14 protein-coding genes and 6 pseudogenes are annotated in these 16,611 nt (G+C 62.9%); 10 read left to right on the plus strand and 10 right to left on the minus strand.

Annotated features, from left to right (window positions below; all coding sequences use genetic code 11):
* Positions 1–16 precede the first annotated feature (16 nt).
* From H9L15_RS14415 to H9L15_RS14430, 4 genes are all read left to right on the plus strand, one after another.
* Positions 17–217 (plus strand): hypothetical protein, encoded by a 201-nt coding sequence (locus H9L15_RS14415; protein ID WP_187714555.1) that lies wholly within the window; start codon positions 17–19, stop codon positions 215–217.
* 431 nt (positions 218–648) lie between these two features.
* Positions 649–1,146 (plus strand): phosphoheptose isomerase, encoded by a 498-nt coding sequence (locus tag H9L15_RS18100; RefSeq protein WP_223276303.1) that lies wholly within the window; start codon positions 649–651, stop codon positions 1,144–1,146.
* 38 nt (positions 1,147–1,184) lie between these two features.
* Positions 1,185–1,970, plus strand: coding sequence for a pilus assembly protein TadG-related protein (locus H9L15_RS14425; RefSeq protein ID WP_187714556.1), 786 nt, complete (start codon positions 1,185–1,187; stop codon positions 1,968–1,970).
* Positions 1,964–2,449 (plus strand): hypothetical protein, encoded by a 486-nt coding sequence (locus tag H9L15_RS14430; RefSeq protein WP_187714557.1) that lies wholly within the window; start codon positions 1,964–1,966, stop codon positions 2,447–2,449. Before H9L15_RS14425 ends, H9L15_RS14430 begins: the two co-directional genes overlap by 7 nt.
* A gap of 76 nt (positions 2,450–2,525) precedes the next feature.
* Here H9L15_RS14430 and H9L15_RS14435 read toward each other — a convergent pair whose 3' ends face one another.
* Positions 2,526–3,086 carry a PEPxxWA-CTERM sorting domain-containing protein gene (locus H9L15_RS14435; protein ID WP_223276304.1) on the minus strand — a complete coding sequence of 187 codons (561 nt, stop codon included), beginning with the start codon at positions 3,084–3,086 and terminating at the stop codon, positions 2,526–2,528.
* A gap of 302 nt (positions 3,087–3,388) precedes the next feature.
* Between H9L15_RS14435 and H9L15_RS19150 the strand changes: the two genes are divergently transcribed.
* Positions 3,389–3,814 carry a GDP-mannose 4,6-dehydratase gene (locus H9L15_RS19150; RefSeq protein ID WP_262984828.1) on the plus strand — a complete coding sequence of 142 codons (426 nt, stop codon included), beginning with the start codon at positions 3,389–3,391 and terminating at the stop codon, positions 3,812–3,814.
* A pseudogene (locus tag H9L15_RS20585) lies at positions 3,811–4,175 on the plus strand (NAD-dependent epimerase/dehydratase family protein). Before H9L15_RS19150 ends, H9L15_RS20585 begins: the two are co-directional and overlap by 4 nt.
* A 164-nt stretch (positions 4,176–4,339) precedes the next feature.
* On the opposite strand, the gene H9L15_RS14445 reads toward H9L15_RS20585, so the two are convergent.
* Both H9L15_RS14445 and H9L15_RS14450 read right to left on the minus strand, forming a co-directional pair.
* A complete protein-coding gene (locus tag H9L15_RS14445) occupies positions 4,340–4,849 on the minus strand; it encodes a response regulator (protein ID WP_187714559.1) in 510 nt (169 codons plus the stop codon).
* A gap of 223 nt (positions 4,850–5,072) precedes the next feature.
* Positions 5,073–5,729 carry a cell wall hydrolase gene (locus H9L15_RS14450; protein WP_187714560.1) on the minus strand — a complete coding sequence of 219 codons (657 nt, stop codon included), beginning with the start codon at positions 5,727–5,729 and terminating at the stop codon, positions 5,073–5,075.
* Positions 5,730–6,036: 307 nt separating this feature from the next.
* Here H9L15_RS14450 and H9L15_RS14455 point away from each other — a divergent pair.
* Together H9L15_RS14455 and H9L15_RS14460 are read left to right on the plus strand one after the other, a co-directional pair.
* Positions 6,037–6,434: pseudogene (locus H9L15_RS14455) on the plus strand (EVE domain-containing protein).
* 311 nt (positions 6,435–6,745) lie between these two features.
* Positions 6,746–7,108: a cupin domain-containing protein gene (locus H9L15_RS14460; RefSeq protein WP_187714561.1), complete on the plus strand. Its 363-nt coding sequence runs from the start codon at positions 6,746–6,748 to the stop codon at positions 7,106–7,108.
* Between the two features lie 374 nt (positions 7,109–7,482).
* On the opposite strand, the gene H9L15_RS14465 is transcribed toward H9L15_RS14460, so the two are convergent.
* Both H9L15_RS14465 and typA read right to left on the minus strand, forming a co-directional pair.
* Entirely contained in the window at positions 7,483–7,965 is a 483-nt protein-coding gene (locus tag H9L15_RS14465) for a glycosyltransferase family 32 protein (protein WP_187714562.1), read from the minus strand.
* Positions 7,966–8,025: 60 nt separating this feature from the next.
* Positions 8,026–9,857 (minus strand): annotated as a pseudogene (gene typA, locus H9L15_RS14470) (translational GTPase TypA).
* Positions 9,858–9,980: 123 nt separating this feature from the next.
* Between typA and H9L15_RS14475 the strand changes: the two are divergent.
* Positions 9,981–10,205, plus strand: coding sequence for a plasmid stabilization protein (locus tag H9L15_RS14475; protein ID WP_187714563.1), 225 nt, complete (start codon positions 9,981–9,983; stop codon positions 10,203–10,205).
* Positions 10,206–10,208: 3 nt separating this feature from the next.
* On the opposite strand, the gene H9L15_RS14480 is transcribed toward H9L15_RS14475, so the two are convergent.
* Positions 10,209–10,610, minus strand: a complete 402-nt coding sequence (locus H9L15_RS14480) for a MarR family winged helix-turn-helix transcriptional regulator (protein ID WP_223276305.1) — start codon at positions 10,608–10,610, stop codon at positions 10,209–10,211.
* 120 nt (positions 10,611–10,730) lie between these two features.
* On the opposite strand from H9L15_RS14480, the pseudogene H9L15_RS20590 reads away from it, so the two are divergent.
* Positions 10,731–11,798: pseudogene (locus tag H9L15_RS20590) on the plus strand (MFS transporter); the annotation flags it as partial.
* 168 nt (positions 11,799–11,966) lie between these two features.
* On the opposite strand, the pseudogene H9L15_RS20595 reads toward H9L15_RS20590, so the two are convergent.
* The 4 genes and pseudogenes from H9L15_RS20595 to H9L15_RS14505 form a co-directional block, all read right to left on the minus strand.
* Positions 11,967–12,439: pseudogene (locus tag H9L15_RS20595) on the minus strand (cytochrome b); the annotation flags it as partial.
* A 48-nt stretch (positions 12,440–12,487) separates the two neighbouring features.
* Positions 12,488–14,570, minus strand: a pseudogene (locus tag H9L15_RS14495) (3-hydroxyacyl-CoA dehydrogenase NAD-binding domain-containing protein).
* 18 nt (positions 14,571–14,588) lie between these two features.
* On the minus strand, positions 14,589–15,344 hold the full coding sequence (locus H9L15_RS14500) for an SDR family NAD(P)-dependent oxidoreductase (RefSeq protein ID WP_187714565.1): 756 nt from the start codon (positions 15,342–15,344) through the stop codon (positions 14,589–14,591).
* Positions 15,331–16,572: an acyl-CoA dehydrogenase family protein gene (locus H9L15_RS14505; RefSeq protein ID WP_187714566.1), complete on the minus strand. Its 1,242-nt coding sequence runs from the start codon at positions 16,570–16,572 to the stop codon at positions 15,331–15,333. Before H9L15_RS14505 ends, H9L15_RS14500 begins: the two co-directional genes overlap by 14 nt.
* Between the last annotated feature and the right edge of the window lie 39 nt (positions 16,573–16,611).

Below are 16,611 nucleotides of genomic sequence, written 5' to 3' on the forward strand. Positions count from 1 at the left end.
TGGTACCTGAGTTCTGATGACTCGATCCGCACTCGCCCTCGTGACCGCGATATCCGTCGCGTCACTTGGCGGGTGCGGTTCTCCAGACCCTCAGGGGCAGAAGATCGACAAGGAGGGCGCTGAGCGAAGGGCCCTGGTCGCGGCATCCCATGAACACCCGTCGATGAAGGGCGACCAGGCGGCAACGGGCAAGCCGCTTCCCCTCTCCCGGGCGTGAATGCCCAAGCCCAAGAGCACTTCAACCGACCACAACATGGCGGACCACGAAATGCCCGACCATAATCAGCACTAGCCGCTCGACGGTCCCTGGCTTTAAACCTGCTTAATGCTCACCAAGCTTCAGCAGCATCGCGTTTCCAAGCCGTGGGGCAGAACCGATGTCCCTGAAGGCTTCGGGCCAAGCGACGGCGATCCATTGGGCGAAATCTGGTTCCAGCGAGAGGGCGCCGACGACCCTCTACTGATCAAATATCTGTTCACATCCGAGCGTCTGTCGGTGCAGGTCCACCCGGACGACGCCGCAGCTCAGACGGCGGGCCTTGCGCGCGGCAAGGATGAGGCGTGGATTGTCCTTTCTGCCCATTCCAATGGAGAACTCGGCATCGGGCTCCGGTCGCCCGTGTCCCGGGCGAATTACGCGCAGCAGCAATGGATGGCTCGATCGTCGATCTCGTCGACTGGCGGAAAGCCGATGCGGGCGATGCCTATTATTCACCGGCCGGGACGGTGCACGCCCTCGGCCCCGGCCTCACGGTGCTCGAAGTCCAGCAGAATTCCGACGTGACCTATCGGCTCTACGACTACGGGCGTCCGCGTGAGCTTCACCTGGACAAGGGTATCGACGCCGCGAGGAGCGATCTTGTCATCGAGAAGGTCAGGGAGCGCGAGATCGACCAAGTGCGGAGCATCGCGGTCGCGGGACCGAAGTTCACCGTCGAGCGGTGGCGGTCTGGAGCCGGAACCTTCGACGCCACCGACGCCGAGCCGGCCTGGCTGATTCCAATCAAGGGGACGATCGCCGCCGATGGGCAGGCTCTTGTCGCTCCGGACGTCTGGATTGCGGAGGGTCGCGCCGCTGTCGAAGTCGGGCCGGACTCCGAACTGCTCGTGGCCTACGAAGGCACAAGGCTCCGAGCCGTCGCCTGAGCTAAAGGTCCTTAACCCTGTCGAGCTAACCATCGCGCATGATGTTGCGACGGGTGAAGGCGACTCTCGGGGTACTGCTCAACGACGAACGCGGCAACGTGCTTGCGCTCGCAGCGGTGGGACTGCCGATCATGCTTGGCTGTGCGGCACTTGCGGTCGACACGGTGCAATGGGTGTTCGCCAAGCGCGAGCTACAATCAACCGCCGACGCGGCCGCGATCGCGGGCGTCTACGGCCTCATTCAGACGGGGGATATGGAAACCGCCGTCGACCGCAGCATCTCGGCCAACCAGAGCCTGGACCGGCGGCGCTCTGTCTCGGCCGAGCAATCCCCTGCCCCGCGCGACAAGGATCCGTTCGCTGTGCGGGTTCGGCTCGCCACGCCGGCGTCGATGACCTTCACTTCGCTATTTCTCAGCAAACCGCCGGTGATCAGCGTCGAGGCTATCGCAACAGTCGTCGAGAATGGCGACTATTGCCTCTTCGCTCTCGATACGGAGCAGGAGACGGGCCTGAAGGTCGAGCCAAGCTCGAGCGTCGAGATGGACTGCGGAATGGCGACCAATGCCTCATCCAAGGACGCCATCAGCGCCGAAGGCTCCGCGTCTTTGAAGGCGGATATGATTGCCGCATTCGGCGGGATTGAGGCGGAGGGCATTTCTTCGTCGCGCGTTCGCGCCTACGGCGTGAAGCAGAAAGATCCCTTCGCCGACCGCGACCCGCCATTGGTGCCGAATACAGGCTGCCCAAACGTGACGGTCAACTCCGACGACAGCAACGGCAACGCTGTCGTCCTGCCGCCGGCTGCTATGGAAACATGCTGATCGACGGCAAGGTCATTCTCGCCGACGGACAGTACATCCTCAATCGCGGCAATATGGTCATCGGCTCATCTGCAGAGGTGACCTGCCGGGCCTGCACCATCTTTCTCACCAGCGAGCAGGCGGCGACTGATCCCTGGTCGGTCGGCAAGATTCAGATCGACAACGGCGCCAAGGTGAAGCTGCACGCTCCAACGCAGGGGCCGAACGCCGGCCTTCTGATCTACCAGGATCGCCGCTCGGCCGGCGCTCACGACGAGATTGAGAACGTCATCGGAGGCAACAGCTTCTCCGAGTTCAAAGGCCTCATCTACTTCCCGTCGGAAACCGTGCGGATCGATGCTGACAAGACTCCCGATCTGCAATGCGCCCGCTTCATCGGCCGCAAGCTGATCGTCAAAGGCCGCGTCCTCATCGCCAAGGGTTGTTCGGACGCCAATGTGATGAACTTCAAGGGTACCGAGGTCCGGCTGATCGGCTGAGCATTCCCGAAAAGCTTCGGGCACAAAAAAACTGCCGGCCCGAAGGCCGGCAGTGCGTGCAATTCAGAAAGTCGGATTAGGCGATCTGCGCCAGCATCCCCGTCTTGCGACGGCTGCGGCGGAGAGCGGTGCCCGCGGCGCCGAAGCCGAGGAGCATCATCGCCCAGGTCGCCGGTTCGGGAACTCCCGGAGGCGGCTGAGTGGTGTAAAGTGCTGCGTTCGACCAGCCCTGCGGATTGTCGAGAGCGACGTACTGCGCGCCCGTGGTGCCGAAGTCGAACAACCAGAACACCGAATTATTGCCGACGACGCTGCCGTTGCCGAAGTGGGCACCGATGATCGTCAGACCGTAAAGGGTGGTGCCGAAGTTCAGCTGGTTGCCGTTGGTCAGCCCCGGATTAACCGTGTTCGGATCCGTATCCAGGACGTAGAAGGGGTTGGTGGAGTTCGCGAGCGCGCTCCAATTACCGTTCCACTGGAACGTGCCGGGCAACGAGTCGATTGCCTGCTGCTGGTTCAAAACGTCGGTCGGGCTGCCGTTCAGCAGGTTGCCGGAGAAATATCCCGCGCAAGCAATTGCGTCGGGAGTCGGCAGGCTGAGGCTGCACGCGGACGTAACCGCAGGAAGCGTATTCACGACTGTCTTCGCTGCGAAGGCCGGGCTCGCGGCGGAAACCGCGAGAACCGCACCTGCAATGAATTTCGATACTGAGCGACGCATTTTTGAACACCTCGTTGATGAGCGACGACTCATCCCTGTTGAGGAAGAGCACCCAGGGGACCGGCTAAACGAAACATTAATGATTCTCAACAGGATATTAACATTGGTTGTGTCAAATCGGGACTTTCTTCAGAGCCGTTGCGCGAAGGACTCAGATTCTTAGGTTCGTCGCGTTACACGGCTTCGAACGAAGTCGGTCTCGGCGATAAAGGGGGTGAATGGCTCGCGATTACAACATGCGGAAACGGGTGATGGTCACGGGAGGCGCTGGCTTCCTCGGATCCCATCTCTGCGATCGCTTGCTCGAAGCGGGTCACGACGTCCTTTGCGTGGACAACCTCTTCACGGGCACGAAGGACAATATCGCCCACCTACACGGGAATCCGCACTTCGAGTTCATGCGACACGACGTGACCTTCCCGCTCTTCGTCGAGGTCGACGAGATCTACAATCTCGCATGTCCGGCGTCTCCCATCCACTATCAGCATGACCCGGTGCAGACGACCAAGACCTCGGTCCACGGCGCGATCAACATGCTGGGGCTGGCCAAGCGCCTTGGGTGCAAGATCCTCCAGGCCTCGACCAGCGAGGTCTACGGCGATCCCGCAGTCCATCCGCAGAGCGAAGACTATTGGGCCATGTGAACCCGATCGGGATCCGCTCGTGCTACGACGAGGGCAAGAGGTGTGCGGAAACCCTGTTCTTCGACTACCACCGACAGAACAAGGTGCCGATCAAGGTCGCGCGCATCTTCAACACCTACGGTCCCGCATGCATCCGGCGGACGGCCGCGTGGTCTCCAACTTCATCATGCAGGCGCTGCGGAATGAGCCGATTACCATCTATGGCGATGGCAGCCAGACCCGTTCCTTCTGTTACGTCGACGATCTGGTGCGCGGCCTCCACTCACTGATGGAGACCGGGCCCGACGTCACCGGCCGATCAACATCGGCAACCCGAACGAGTTCACGGTCCGCGAGCTTGCGGAGAAAGTCATCGCGCTGACAGGTTCCAGCTCCGAAATCATTCAGGAGCCGCTGCCCAGGACGATCCGAAACAGCGCCAGCCGAATATCTCAAAGGCGAAGAACGAACTGGGATGGGAACCGACGATCGAGCTGGAACAGGGGCTGGGTCAGACGATCGACTACTTCCGGCGCTTCATCTGAATCAGGCCGCTCGGTGCTGGCCCGCGATCCAGTGTTCGAGCCGCGTACGAAGTGACGGGCGCGAGGGAATGAAGCCCGCCTCCGGCGCGTCGTTTTCCTTCGACGTTTCGTACATCTGAAGGTTCTGCGGGATCCGCGGCCGAACCGTCTCCCTGCCGCGCAGCCTGTCCTCGGCCAGGTTGAGCGCGCGATGAACCTCTTCCGCCGTGAATGGCTTCATCAGGCATCCCAGAGCGAGATCGGGCATCGGGAAGTTGGGCGCCTTGCCGCTGACGAACAGGCAGGGGATGTCGAAATCTCCTAGCCGGGCTGCCGCGGAGAATCCCGTACTTCCGCGGGCGAGATGGAGGTCGACCAAGGCAAGGTCAGGGTTGTGATGCTCTGCCGCAGCGACGGCATTGTCCGCGTCGTCCGCGATCGCGATCACCCGGTATCTTGGATTGTCCTCGACAAGGTATTTCAGCGTGGTCGCGAGCTGAGAATCATCCTCGACAATCAGAATCTTGAGCACCGAATTCCTCCCCTTCCCCTTGGAGAGATCTCTGGAGGTCCATGCTCATCCGAAAAGCAGCCGGTGCGAATCCCTGTTGAACGAAGTTTACGACGAAGCGACTCGCCGACCCGCCCAAGCGAAAGAAAAGGCCGAATCGCATCGCTGCAACCCGGCCTCCCTTCCAAGAAACTCGCTGATTACGCGCGGTAGAAGATGTGTGTGCCGATCTGTGTGGCCCGCGTCAGACGGCGCCCCACGACGGGGCGACATAGTTTGCGTGATACCAGAGCACGTCGTTCGACACGCTCGGCACTGCGTTGCTGATAGCCAGACGAGCAACACCCTGGGCCTTGCGCCATGCTTCACAATCGGTGTCGACGACAGGGAATTGGCCGCCGCGTACGAAGGAAAACTGCCACGGTTGCTTGACGGTCGCGCACCAGCTTGACGGATATTGGCCGGATGCAGCCCGGTTCATCACGACCTTGGCGACGGCGAGCTGGCCCTCCAGCGATTCACCGCGCGCTTCGAAATAGACCGCAGTCGCAAGGCATGTGCCTTCCTGGTCCAATGGCGTGCCGCTGCTGTAGCGATCGACCAGCGCATAAAGGGGCCAGCCGTTCTGGTAGAGCCACGCGGCCTCCATCGCGACCGAGGTCACCGAGCTGGCGGTGCGCGGGGCGCTCGTAATGGTTGCAACCGCGGCCGTCTTCGCGGCCGTCAGCGAGTTCGCGGCGGCATTGATCGCAGGGGCGATGCCGCCGAGCGGCCTAGCGCTGGAATCCACGACGCCGGCCGACATCGCGTTGAGCGGTGCGGCGACGGCCTGGTTGGACACTGCAACAAGAAACAGACTCGCGGCCGCTGCCAAAGCGCGGCCACCCAAGGTCTTCTTCAATTTTCACTCTATATCTGGCGGCCGACCGTACCGGGCGCTTACACCGCGCCTCACGCATTCTACGGAATTGGTCGTCCGTCTTGCCCGGAGCCGCGCCCCTTCGCGCCGGCTCACCCGCTTCAATCTGTTGCGGTGCAGTTAGGGGAAGCTCCGTCGCAGCCCAACCCTTTGAACGGCGAGTCGAGCCGGCCCTGCGTTAACCTGCGGAACTTTCTGGGTAATCCTCAACTCGTCGTCACAGAACCTCTACTCATCGTCAGCAAACTCGTCGCTTTTCGTGCCTCGGCAAGCGATGTATCGCGCGGCGATGGCATATTGGCTGATGAAATCGGAACCCTCCAGTTACAGCTGGAACGACCTCGTCCGCGATGGCGTGACCGAATGGGACGGCGTCAGGAACAATGCGGCGCGGCTCCATCTCAAGGCGATGAAGGCAGGCGACGAGGCGTTTTTCTACGCAAGCATGACGGACAAGGCCGTGGTCGGGATCATGCGTATCACTCGCGAAGCCCAGCCCGACCCAAGGATGCGGACTGGGTTTCGGTTCGCGTGGAGCCGGTAGAGGCGCTGGGTCCAGTGTCCTTGGCCGCGATCAAGGCCGAGCCGAAGCTGGCGAAGATGGAGCTCATTCGCCAGTCTCGCCTCTCGGTCGCTCCGGTACGGGATGACGAATGGGCAGTCGTCCTTAAGATGGCCGGAAAGTGATCCATGCCGCTTTGGCCTACAGCTCATAGGCGGCACGCAATTCACCTCCGACGTAAACCTTCGATAAGTTCAATGTCGATCAATAAAGGGCCATAGGCCCTGCCCGCCGGCCGCGATTAGGTGACGGCCGAAGCCAGTACAGTCCCGAACAAGCACAGGAGACTGGTCATGGGCACATTTCGTGCACTCGCTACGGGAGCAAGCGCTTCCGCACTCATCCTCTCGTCATTTCTCGTTGCACCGGCCGCCGCTACGCCGGGCCAGGGATTTGCCCCTCTCCGATCGTGAGCGGTCATTTCGGAACGCTCACTGTGAACACATCCAAAGACAAGACGGGCAAGTGGGGGCTGATCCTCAAGACTTTGGACGACACCGACATCGGCGCCGACCGGCTTACGGTCCAAGCCGGTGGCTTCAGCGGATGGCATGCCCATCCGGCGCCGGTGTTCGTTACGGTAACGAAGGGCAATATCACCTGGTATGATGGCTCGGACCCGCTTTGCACGGGGCATCCTTACAGCGCCGGGCAGTCCTTCATCGAGGATGCATACGTCCCTCACAATGTGACGAGCGCAGACGGAGCCGAATTCGTAGCGGTTGTGATCAAGCCTGCAGGATTTCCCGGGCCGGCCTTCCGGCTCGATCGAAACAAGCCAAACAACTGCGGCTTCTAGCCGAGCAAACTCTTCCTAGCTGCGCCGGCGGGCGCTTGCGCCCAAGCTTCGCAACTTGGCGAAGAGCCCGCTTGCGATCTTTCCCGGAGCTGACATGCGCACGAGCGGGTCACTAACGGCGGAGTAGTGACCCCTCTTACCGGATCGGGGTCGTAAGCCTCGGGGATACTGTACTGTAGCCCAATCTCCCCTCGTGGCGGACACGCTTGTGGGGAAGAGCTCGAGCAGCGGGAAGATTGCGCGGGTGTAGGCGACCGGTCCCGTGACTCGAACAACGCCGGTCCGGCCGACCGCATGCCACGGTGCATAGGCGTTGATGTTGCGCAGGACCGCTTCGATGACGGCGTTTAGAAACGGATGCTTCGCGGCGCCGATCACGTGAAAGTTCTGAAACTCGCCGCAGGGCACGAATGCGATGTCACGGTAGATCCCAAAGCCCTCGTGGATCTCGCCCGTTCCGTTGCGCCACTGGGACAGGACAAATCCTTCGTCGCCCGAATGAACTTGTCGATCGGCCCGTCGAAGCGGCTCTTGATATCCAGATACACGCCGCCCTCTCGATATACGATCAGGTAGCGCAGCAGGTCGGCGCGCGCGGCGTAATAGCGCGGATCGAGGTGGTGATAGGCCTGCAGGACGTCCGCGCCATAATGGGTACGGATGTAATCCTCGCCCGTGTGAGCGTCATACAGCGCGTATTCCCAACTGGGGTTCAGGTCGCGGAGTTCACGGGCGTTGGCCTTCAATCGCTCGGACAGGTCGTCACCGAAGTAGATCTGGTGGATCTTCTTCGGAATGGCGGTCTCGACGCCCGAAAGCGTGGCGTCACCGGAGCCCGACGACTTCTTGCGCGACATGTCCGCCTAATGCTCCCCGTCAGTTAGGATTCAATTGAGCGGCGGTGACAGCCGTGGGCTTCAGGCTGCTTCCATCTTCCGTGACTGCCGCTTGCGCTCATGGGGATCGAGGAAGCGCTTGCGGATGCGGACCACCTTCGGCGTGACTTCGACCAGCTCGTCGTCCTGGATGTAGGCGATCGCCTGCTCCAGCGTCATCCGGCGCGGCGGGGTCAGGCGGATGCCTTCGTCCTTCGGGCCCGAAGCGCGGAAGTTGGTGAGCTGCTTCGACTTCAGCGGATTGACCTCGAGGTCGTGGATCTTGGCGTTTTCGCCGATCACCATGCCCTCGTAGAGGTCGTCGCCCGGCGAGATGAAAAGGATGCCTCGGTCTTCCAGCGCGTTGAGCGCGTAGGCGACGGCCTTGCCCTGCTCCATTGAGATCAGGACGCCGTTCTGGCGGCCGCTGATCGGGCCCTTGTGGGGCCCGTACTTCTCGAACAGCCGGTTCATGATTCCGGTGCCGCGCGTGTCCGACAAGAACTCGCCGTGATAACCGATCAGGCCACGTGACGGCGCACTGAAGGTCAGGCGGGTCTTGCCGCCCCCGACGGGCGCATGTCAGTCATTTCCGCCTTGCGGATCGCCATCTTGTCGATGACCGTACCGCTGAACTCGTCGTCGACGTCGATGACGACCGTCTCATACGGCTCCTCGCGGCCGTTCGGGCCGTCACGGAACAGCACGCGCGGGCGGCTGATCGACAGTTCGAAACCTTCGCGGCGGAGAGTCTCGATGACGACGCCGAGCTGAAGCTCGCCGCGGCCGGCGACTTCGTAGCTGTCATTGTCCGACGCAGTGGTCACGCGGATCGCGACATTGCCCTCGGCCTCACGCTCCAGGCGCTCGCGGATGACGCGGCTCTGCACCTTGTCGCCGTCGCGGCCTGCATAGGGGCTGTCGTTGACGGAGAAGCTCATCGCCAGAGTCGGTGGATCGATCGGACGCGCGTGGAGCGGTTCGCTGACAGCCGGGTCGGCGATCGTGTTGGAAACGGTCGCGTTGACGAGGCCGGCAATGGCGACAATGTCGCCCGCCTGCGCGCTCTCGACAGGGACGCGCTCAAGGCCGCGGAACGCGAACACCTTGGTGGCGCGGCCGTCCTCCACCTTGTTTCCGTCGACGTCGATCGCCTTGATCGGCATGTTGACGTCCAGGCGGCCGCTTTCGATGCGGCCGGTCAGGATGCGGCCGAGGAACGGATCGCGGTCGAGCAAGGTGGCGAGCATCTTGAACTCGCCCTCAGGGTTGAGGCCCGGCGACGGCACATGGCTGACGATCGTCTCGAAGAGCGGCGTCAGGTCGCCCTCGCGGACGCTGTCCTCGCGGCCCGCATAGCCGGCCCGGCCCGATGCGTAGAGCGTCGGAAAGTCGAGCTGTTCGTCGTTGGCCTCGAGATTGAGGAAGAGCTCGAACACCTCGTCGAGGACTTCAGCCGGACGCGCGTCCGGGCGGTCGATCTTGTTCACGACGACGATCGGCTTGAGGCCGAGCGCCAGCGCCTTGCCGGTGACGAACTTCGTTTGCGGCATCGGGCCTTCGGCGGCGTCGACCAGCAGGATGACGCCGTCGACCATGGAGAGGATGCGCTCGACCTCCGCGCCGAAGTCGGCGTGGCCCGGCGTATCGACGATATTGATATGCGTCGTCGTCCCGTCATGCTCCCACTCAACCGAGGTGCACTTGGCGAGAATCGTGATCCCGCGCTCCTTTTCGAGGTCGTTCGAATCCATCGCCCGCTCTTCAACGCGCTGATTTTCGCGGAAGGTGCCCGATTGGCGGAAGAGTTGGTCGACGAGGGTCGTCTTGCCATGGTCGACGTGCGCGATGATCGCGACGTTACGCAGATTCATTGTTTTTCCCGGAAGATGTGAAGGGCGCACATAGTGAATTTGCCCCAATGTTGCAATGCAGCATGGCAACGTCCCGGCAAATCAAACGTTCGCGCATCAGTCACCTGAAAGAGGAGTTTAGTGATGCCTCGTGGAGCGTACACGGCAAAGCAGGAACGCAAGGCCGAGCATATCGAAAAGGGCTACGAAAAGCGCGGTGTTTCCAAGAAGGAGGCAGAGGAGCGGGCCTGGCGCACGGTCAACAAGCAGGACAAGGGCGGCAAGAACGACGGCTCTGGCCGGTCACGTAGCCGAAGTGAAGCCGCGAAGAAGGGCTGGGAAACGCGCCGTCGCCGCGGCAACGGGTGAGGGCTAGACCGCTCGTTCCAGGATCTCGACCGCGCGTTCGATCGCGCGGACCTCGCTCGGAGCCAGGCGCTCGAGTTTACCCGCAAGCATGCCGGATGGTGAGGGCCGTGTCAGGAATTCGCGGCCCTCGTCGGTCAGCCGCATCGCCAGCCGGCGCCGGTTATTGGGGTCGGCAACCCGATCGATGAAGCCCGATCGGACGAGGACGTCGACAGCGCGGCTAACAGCCGGCGCGCCGCGTCCCACGACCTTGGCGACATCGTTGAGGGTTGCGGGTTCCTGTGATCCCACCGCGGACAGCAACATTCGGCGCGCCCGGTCGGCGCGTTCCGATGGACCGTCCGCCAGGAAGTTCTGCGAGACCGAGACGTAACGGGCCGCGACCGCGGCTGGCGAAGATCCCAAAGCATGGATTGCAGCGTAGCAAATGTTTGTGAGTTGGCAAGATTGCCGCTAGCGAACGCCGGTGAAGCCGCGCCCGAAGCTCCGCGTAACGTCTGGATCCTAGGGTTCATCAGCCTGCTGATGGACCTCAGTTCGGAGATCTATCACGCGCTTCTGCCTGTCTTTGTCACCGTCACGCTCGGCCTGCCGGCGGTTGCGCTAGGTGCAATCGACGGGGTTGCCGAAGCCACTGCGAACTTCGCCAAGCTGGTCTCCGGCCGGCTCTCGGATCGCAGCAAGCGTCGCAAGCCGTGGATCGTGGCAGGCTACGGCCTCGCCGCTTTGTCGAAGCCGCTGTTTCCCATCGCTCAAGGCGCCGCGGAGCTGCTAGGCGCCCGCTTCGCCGACCGGGTCGGCAAGGGCATTCGCGGAAGCCCGCGCGATGCGATGATCGCGGACGAAACTCCGCCCGAAATCCGCGGCCGCGCGTTCGGTCTTCGCCAGTCGCTCGACACGGCCGGAGCGCTTCTGGCGCCAATCGTCGCGATCGCGCTCATGTGGCTGCTCGCCGACAATGTCCGAACGATTTACTGGATCGCCGTCATTCCCGCATTGTTGTCGTTCCTGCTCGCCTGGCTCGCCCTTCGCGAGCCGGAGCATCGCGAACTGGATGGCAAGCCGTCGCCGCTGCTGCGCGGCTTCCGCGACATCGACCGGTCGACGCGGCGCCTGCTCGCGGTCGGCTTCCTGTTCACTCTGGCGCGCTTCTCGGAAAGCTTCCTGATCCTGAAGGGCATCGAAATCGGCTTGTCCGAGACGTTTTCACCCCTGACGCTCGTGCTCTTCAATCTCGCCTACACCTTGCTCGCCTACCCCGCCGGCTCGCTCAGCGACCGGATGAGTCCACGCTCGATCCTGATGGCCGGGATGGCCGTCCTAGTGGTCGCCGACCTGATTCTCGCCAAGACCAGCGGCTACGCCGGCCTGGCCGTCGGTGTGCTGTTGTGGGGAGCGCACATGGCGATGACCCAGGGCGTGTTCGCCCGGATGATCGCGGACAGCGCGCCCAGTCACCTTCGCGCGACGAGCTTCGGAGCCTTCTGGTTCGTCACCGGGATCGCCACTCTGCTGGCGAGCCTTGCCGCCGGCCTGCTGTGGGACCGCCAGGGATCGGAAGCGACCTTCCTGATGGGGGCGGGTGCCGCTGGTGTTGCGCTGGCGATGCTCCGCCTTTTGAACGAGCCGCCCGGACCCCTGCCCGATAGCCACCGGCTCGCCGTGCGACGTGAACGGCGGCATTCTGGCCGAACCTCGCCAGCGATCCACGAACTGGTGCTTCAGCGCCGCTCCGGCGTGGACCAAAATCAGAAAGACGAGGAGAAAGGCGGACATCTCGTGCAGTTCGCCGGCAGCGTCGCCGGTCTCCTTGCTGATGCCAGGAATGACCGGCATCTCGATCCCGCCCAGAAGCGGGGTCGTCGGCCTATTCGCATAACCGGAAACGGAAACCCAGCCAACGATCGGCATGGCGATCAGCAGCAAATAAAACAGTCGATGGTTCCAGACTGCCGCGAACCGCTCCCAACCCTTGAGCTCTGGCGGATAAGGCGGCGGGGATTCGTCAACCGGTATGCCAGCCGGACGAGCATTAGCAACAAGATGAGAAGGCCGACGGTCTTGTGCCACACGAACACGTTGTCGCGGGCCGGCCCGTCGTCCGAAAGGCCAAAGCGAAAGCCCAGATAGGCTTGGAACAGCACCAGCAAACCGACAACCCAATGCAGGGTCACGGCCGTGTTCGAATAGCGCAGTACAGCATTCTGCGGGGCCGTTTCCGGGACGCTCGTCATGGGCTTACCTCTCCAATCGGAAAGACAACGCCGCGGGCGAGCCGGGGTTCACCTGCCGAATTTCTCTCCGGCAGCGGCCTTGTCGAGCAGCAGCTTGGAAAAGCTGAAGTCGCTTCCCATCCGCGCTTCCTGACGCTTCAGGCCGTCGACGATGTTCTGCAGGCCGACGGTGTCCGCCCAGAACATCGGACCGCCGCGATAGACGGGCCAGCCGTAGCCATAGACCCAGACCACATCGATGTCGGACGCGCGCTGTGCCATGCCTTCCTCGAGGATCTTCGCGCCCTCGTTGACCATCGTGTAAAGTGTGCGCTCGACGATTTCCTCGTCGCTGATCTCGCGCTTCTCGACACCGGCCTTGGCGCGGAAGTCGTCGATGATCTCCTGCACGCGCGGGACGGCGTCGGGCGGCGCTTGTCGTCATAATCGTAGAAGCCGGCCTGCTTTTTTTGTCCCCAGCGGCCCTCAGCCGCGAGTGCGTCGCGAATGTTCTCAATCCGGGTCGGATCGCGGTGCCAGCCGATATCGACACCGGCTAGGTCGGCCATCTGGAACGGGCCCATCGGCATTCCGAACTCGACATGGACGCGGTCGATCTGCTCCGGCGTCGCGCCTTCCAGCAGCAGCTTGGTCGCTTCGACCTGCCGCGGCATCAACATGCGGTTGCCGATGAAGCCGTGGCACACGCCCGCGACCACCGCGACCTTCTTGATCTTTTTCGACAGGCCCATGACCGTGACGAGCACGTCCGGAGCCGTCTTCGCACCGCGCACGACCTCGAGCAGCTTCATTACATTGGCCGGCGAGAAGAAATGCATGCCGACGACATCCTGCGGCCGCGAGGTCACCGCCGCGATCTCGTCGATGTTCAGGTAGGACGTGTTGGAAGCGAGGATCGCGCCCTGCTTCACCGTCTTGTCGAGCCGGGTGAAGATGTCCTTTTTCACCTCCATCTGCTCGAACACCGCCTCGATGATGAGGTCGCAATCGGCCAGCGCTTCGAAGTCGAGCGTCGGGGTCAGAAGGCCCATCGCCTTCTCGACCTGCTCGCCGGTCATCCGGCCTTTCGCTGCCGTCGCCTCGTAATTCTTGCGCATCACGCCCGACCCGCGGTCGAGCGCCTCCTGGTTCATCTCGAAGATGGTGACGGGAATGCCCGCCGACAGGAAGTTCATCGAAATGCCGCCGCCCATCGTGCCGGCGCCGATCACGCCGACCTTCCGGACCGGGCGCGGCTGCGTGCCTTCGGGGAGCCCTTCGATCTTCGCGGCCTTGCGCTCGGCGAAGAAGAAATATTGCTGCGCGCGCGACTGCACACCGCTCATCAGCTCCATGAACAGCTTGCGCTCTTCGATGACGCCTTCGGAGTAGGGCATCTTGCAGGCGAATTCGACGGCACGGATGTTATTTTCCGGCGCGTCGAAGCCGCGGAACTTGCGAGCATTCTCCTTGCGGAAGTCAGCGAACACCGTCGGGTCGCATTCGTTGATCTTGTACTCGCGCTCGCTGCTTTTCGGGAGCGGGCGAACATCGCGAACTTCCTCGGCATAGCCCACCGCGTGCGGGATGAGATCATCCTCGATCAGCCGATCGATCAGACCGCAGTCGAAACCGTCCTTCGCCCCGATCGGATTGCCCGTTGCGCACATTTCCAGTGCCTTGCGGACGCCCGCCACGCGCGGCAGCCGCTGCGTTCCGCCGGCGCCCGGCAACAGGCCGAGCTTAACCTCCGGCGTTCCGAGCTTCGCCGATGGCAGTGCGACGCGGTAGTGACAGCCTAGCGCCACCTCGAGACCGCCGCCAGCGCCGTCCCGTGGATCGCGGCCACAACAGGCTTGGAACACGCTTCGATGCGATCCACCACCTCCGGCAGCCACGGCATGACCGGCGGCTTGCCGAACTCGGTAATGTCCGCGCCGGCGAAGAAGGTCTGGCCCTCGCAGGCGATGACCACGGCCTTCACTGCATCGTCGGCCTCGGCTTCCTCGATCGCCGCGACCAGGCCCTGCCGGACCGCCGCGCCGAGCGCATTCACGGGCGGGTTATTCGACAGGACGATCAGGACATCGCCGTGACGCCTCGTCGAAATCGGGCTGGTGGTGGTCGGGTTCTCGTCGGTGACGGTGGCCATGTTTCTCTCCGTATAATCTCAGAACGTGCAGCCGTAGGCTTGCCGCGTGAAGGGGTGGCTGATCGATAGCCCGCCGTCGGCAACCAGAGCGTGGCCGTTGACGTAGCTGGACTCGTCGGACGCCAGGAACAGCGCAACCTGCGCGATCTCATTGGGCTCGCCGCCGCGCCGGAGCGGATTGAGCTGCCCAATCATCTCCTGCTTTCCGGCGGCGCGAGCCATGTCGTAAATGCCCTTCGTCATGCCCGTTTCGATGAGGCCCGGGCAGATGGCGTTGACACGAATGTTGCTGTCGCAAAGCTGCGCAGCGGCGGTCTTCACCAGGTTGATGACGCCGGCCTTCGAAGCTGAATAAGCGACGCCGCCCGCGCCGGCTCGAATGCCGGCAACCGAGGCGGTGCAGACGATCGATCCGCCGCCGCGCTGCTTCATATGCGGAGCAGCATATTTGATTGCGAGCCACGGACCGATCAAGTTGACGCGGAGGATATCCTCCCAGTCAGCGGAGCTTTGCTCGAACAGTCCCGCGAGCCCGCCTGAAATGCCGGCATTGGCGAAAACGATGTCGACGCCGCCATGATCGGCCACGGTCTGCTCGACCAGCCGCTCAACATCCGCTTCGGACCCAGCGTCAACCGCGACGACGTCCACGCCTTCGGCCCGATCGGCGGCAACTACCGTCGCGCCTTCAGCGCGGAACAGGTCGGCCGTCGCCTCGCCGATACCCGACGCGGCGCCGGTGATGATCGCGACCTTGCCTTCAAGCCTCCGCATATTTGGCAAACTCCAGCTTGGCGATGGCGCGGTTGTGAACCTCGTCGGGACCGTCGGCGAAGCGCAGGGTTCGGATGCCCGCCCAGCTCGCCGCGAGCGGCGTATCCTGGCTGACGCCCGCACCGCCGAACGACTGGATGGCATCGTCGATGACCTGCAGGGCCATGCGCGGCGCCTTCACCTTGATCATCGCGATCTCTGCCTTGGCAGCCTTGTTGCCCGCTTTGTCCATCATATCCGCGGCCTTGAGGCAGAGCAGGCGCGTGCAATCGATCTCGATTCGTGCCTCGGCGACGCGCTGCTCCCAGATGCTGTGCTCGCTGATCTTTTTGCCGAAGGCGACGCGGCTCTGCAGCCGCTTGCACATCAGCTCCAGCGCTTCCTCGGCGGCGCCGATCGTTCGCATGCAGTGATGGATGCGTCCCGGCCCGAGCCGCCCCTGCGCGATCTCGAAGCCTCTGCCCTCACCCAGCAGCAGGTTCGAAGGCGGCACCCGGACATTGTCGAGCTTGATCTCCATGTGCCCGTGCGGCGCGTCGTCATAGCCGTAGACAGTGAGGTGCCGTTCGATCGTCACCCCTTCCGCATCCAGCGGCATCAGGATCATCGATTGCTGCTGGTGCGTCTTCGCCGACGGATCCGTCTTGCCCATCAAGATGGCGACCTTGCAGCGCGGATCGCCCGCGCCCGACGACCACCACTTCTTGCCATTGATGACGTACTCGTTGCCGTCGCGGCGGATCTCGCACTGGATGTTCGTCGCGTCCGAAGAAGCCACGCCCGGCTCGGTCATCAGGAACGCCGAGCGGATTTCGCCGCGCATCAGCGGATTGAGCCACTCGTCCTTTTGCTCACGCGTACCGTAACGGTGGAGAACTTCCATGTTGCCGGTGTCGGGCGCGGAGCAGTTGAACGCTTCCGCCGACCACAGGATTCGCCCCATCTCCTCCGCACACAGGGCGTATTCGAGGTTGGTGAGCTGCTCGCCCTCGAACGGGAAGCTTTCGTCGACATGCTGGAGCGCGCCGCCCGGCGGCATGAACAGGTTCCAGAGACCCGCCTCGCGCGCCTTCGGCTTCAGTTCCTCGATGACCTCGAGCGACTTCCATCGTCCGCCTTCCGCCTGCTGCCTGTGATAGTCGCCGACTCGCGGCCGGACCTCGGCGTCCATGAAATCGCGGACGCGATTGCGGAAAGAAGCCTGTCGTTCCGTAAGGTCAAAGTCCAACGCGTTGCCTTTCCCCTCGCCGCATGCGCTTTTGCGGCT

It is taken from the genome of Sphingomonas daechungensis (assembly GCF_014489495.1).
GTDB lineage: Bacteria > Pseudomonadota > Alphaproteobacteria > Sphingomonadales > Sphingomonadaceae > Sphingomicrobium > Sphingomicrobium daechungense.

Bases quoted from the DNA above. Each gene is read 5' to 3' on its own strand.
- H9L15_RS19150 (WP_262984828.1), top strand. From the start codon at position 3,389: ATGGCTCGCGATTACAACATGCGGAAACGGGTGATGGTCACGGGAGGC.
- H9L15_RS14465 (WP_187714562.1), bottom strand. From the start codon at position 7,965: ATGTCGCGCAAGAAGTCGTCGGGCTCCGGTGACGCCACGCTTTCGGGC.
- H9L15_RS14500 (WP_187714565.1), bottom strand. From the start codon at position 15,344: ATGCGGAGGCTTGAAGGCAAGGTCGCGATCATCACCGGCGCCGCGTCG.
- H9L15_RS14430 (WP_187714557.1), top strand. From the start codon at position 1,964: ATGCTGATCGACGGCAAGGTCATTCTCGCCGACGGACAGTACATCCTC.
- H9L15_RS14425 (WP_187714556.1), top strand. From the start codon at position 1,185: ATGATGTTGCGACGGGTGAAGGCGACTCTCGGGGTACTGCTCAACGAC.
- H9L15_RS18100 (WP_223276303.1), top strand. From the start codon at position 649: ATGGATGGCTCGATCGTCGATCTCGTCGACTGGCGGAAAGCCGATGCG.
- H9L15_RS14415 (WP_187714555.1), top strand. From the start codon at position 17: ATGACTCGATCCGCACTCGCCCTCGTGACCGCGATATCCGTCGCGTCA.
- H9L15_RS14475 (WP_187714563.1), top strand. From the start codon at position 9,981: ATGCCTCGTGGAGCGTACACGGCAAAGCAGGAACGCAAGGCCGAGCAT.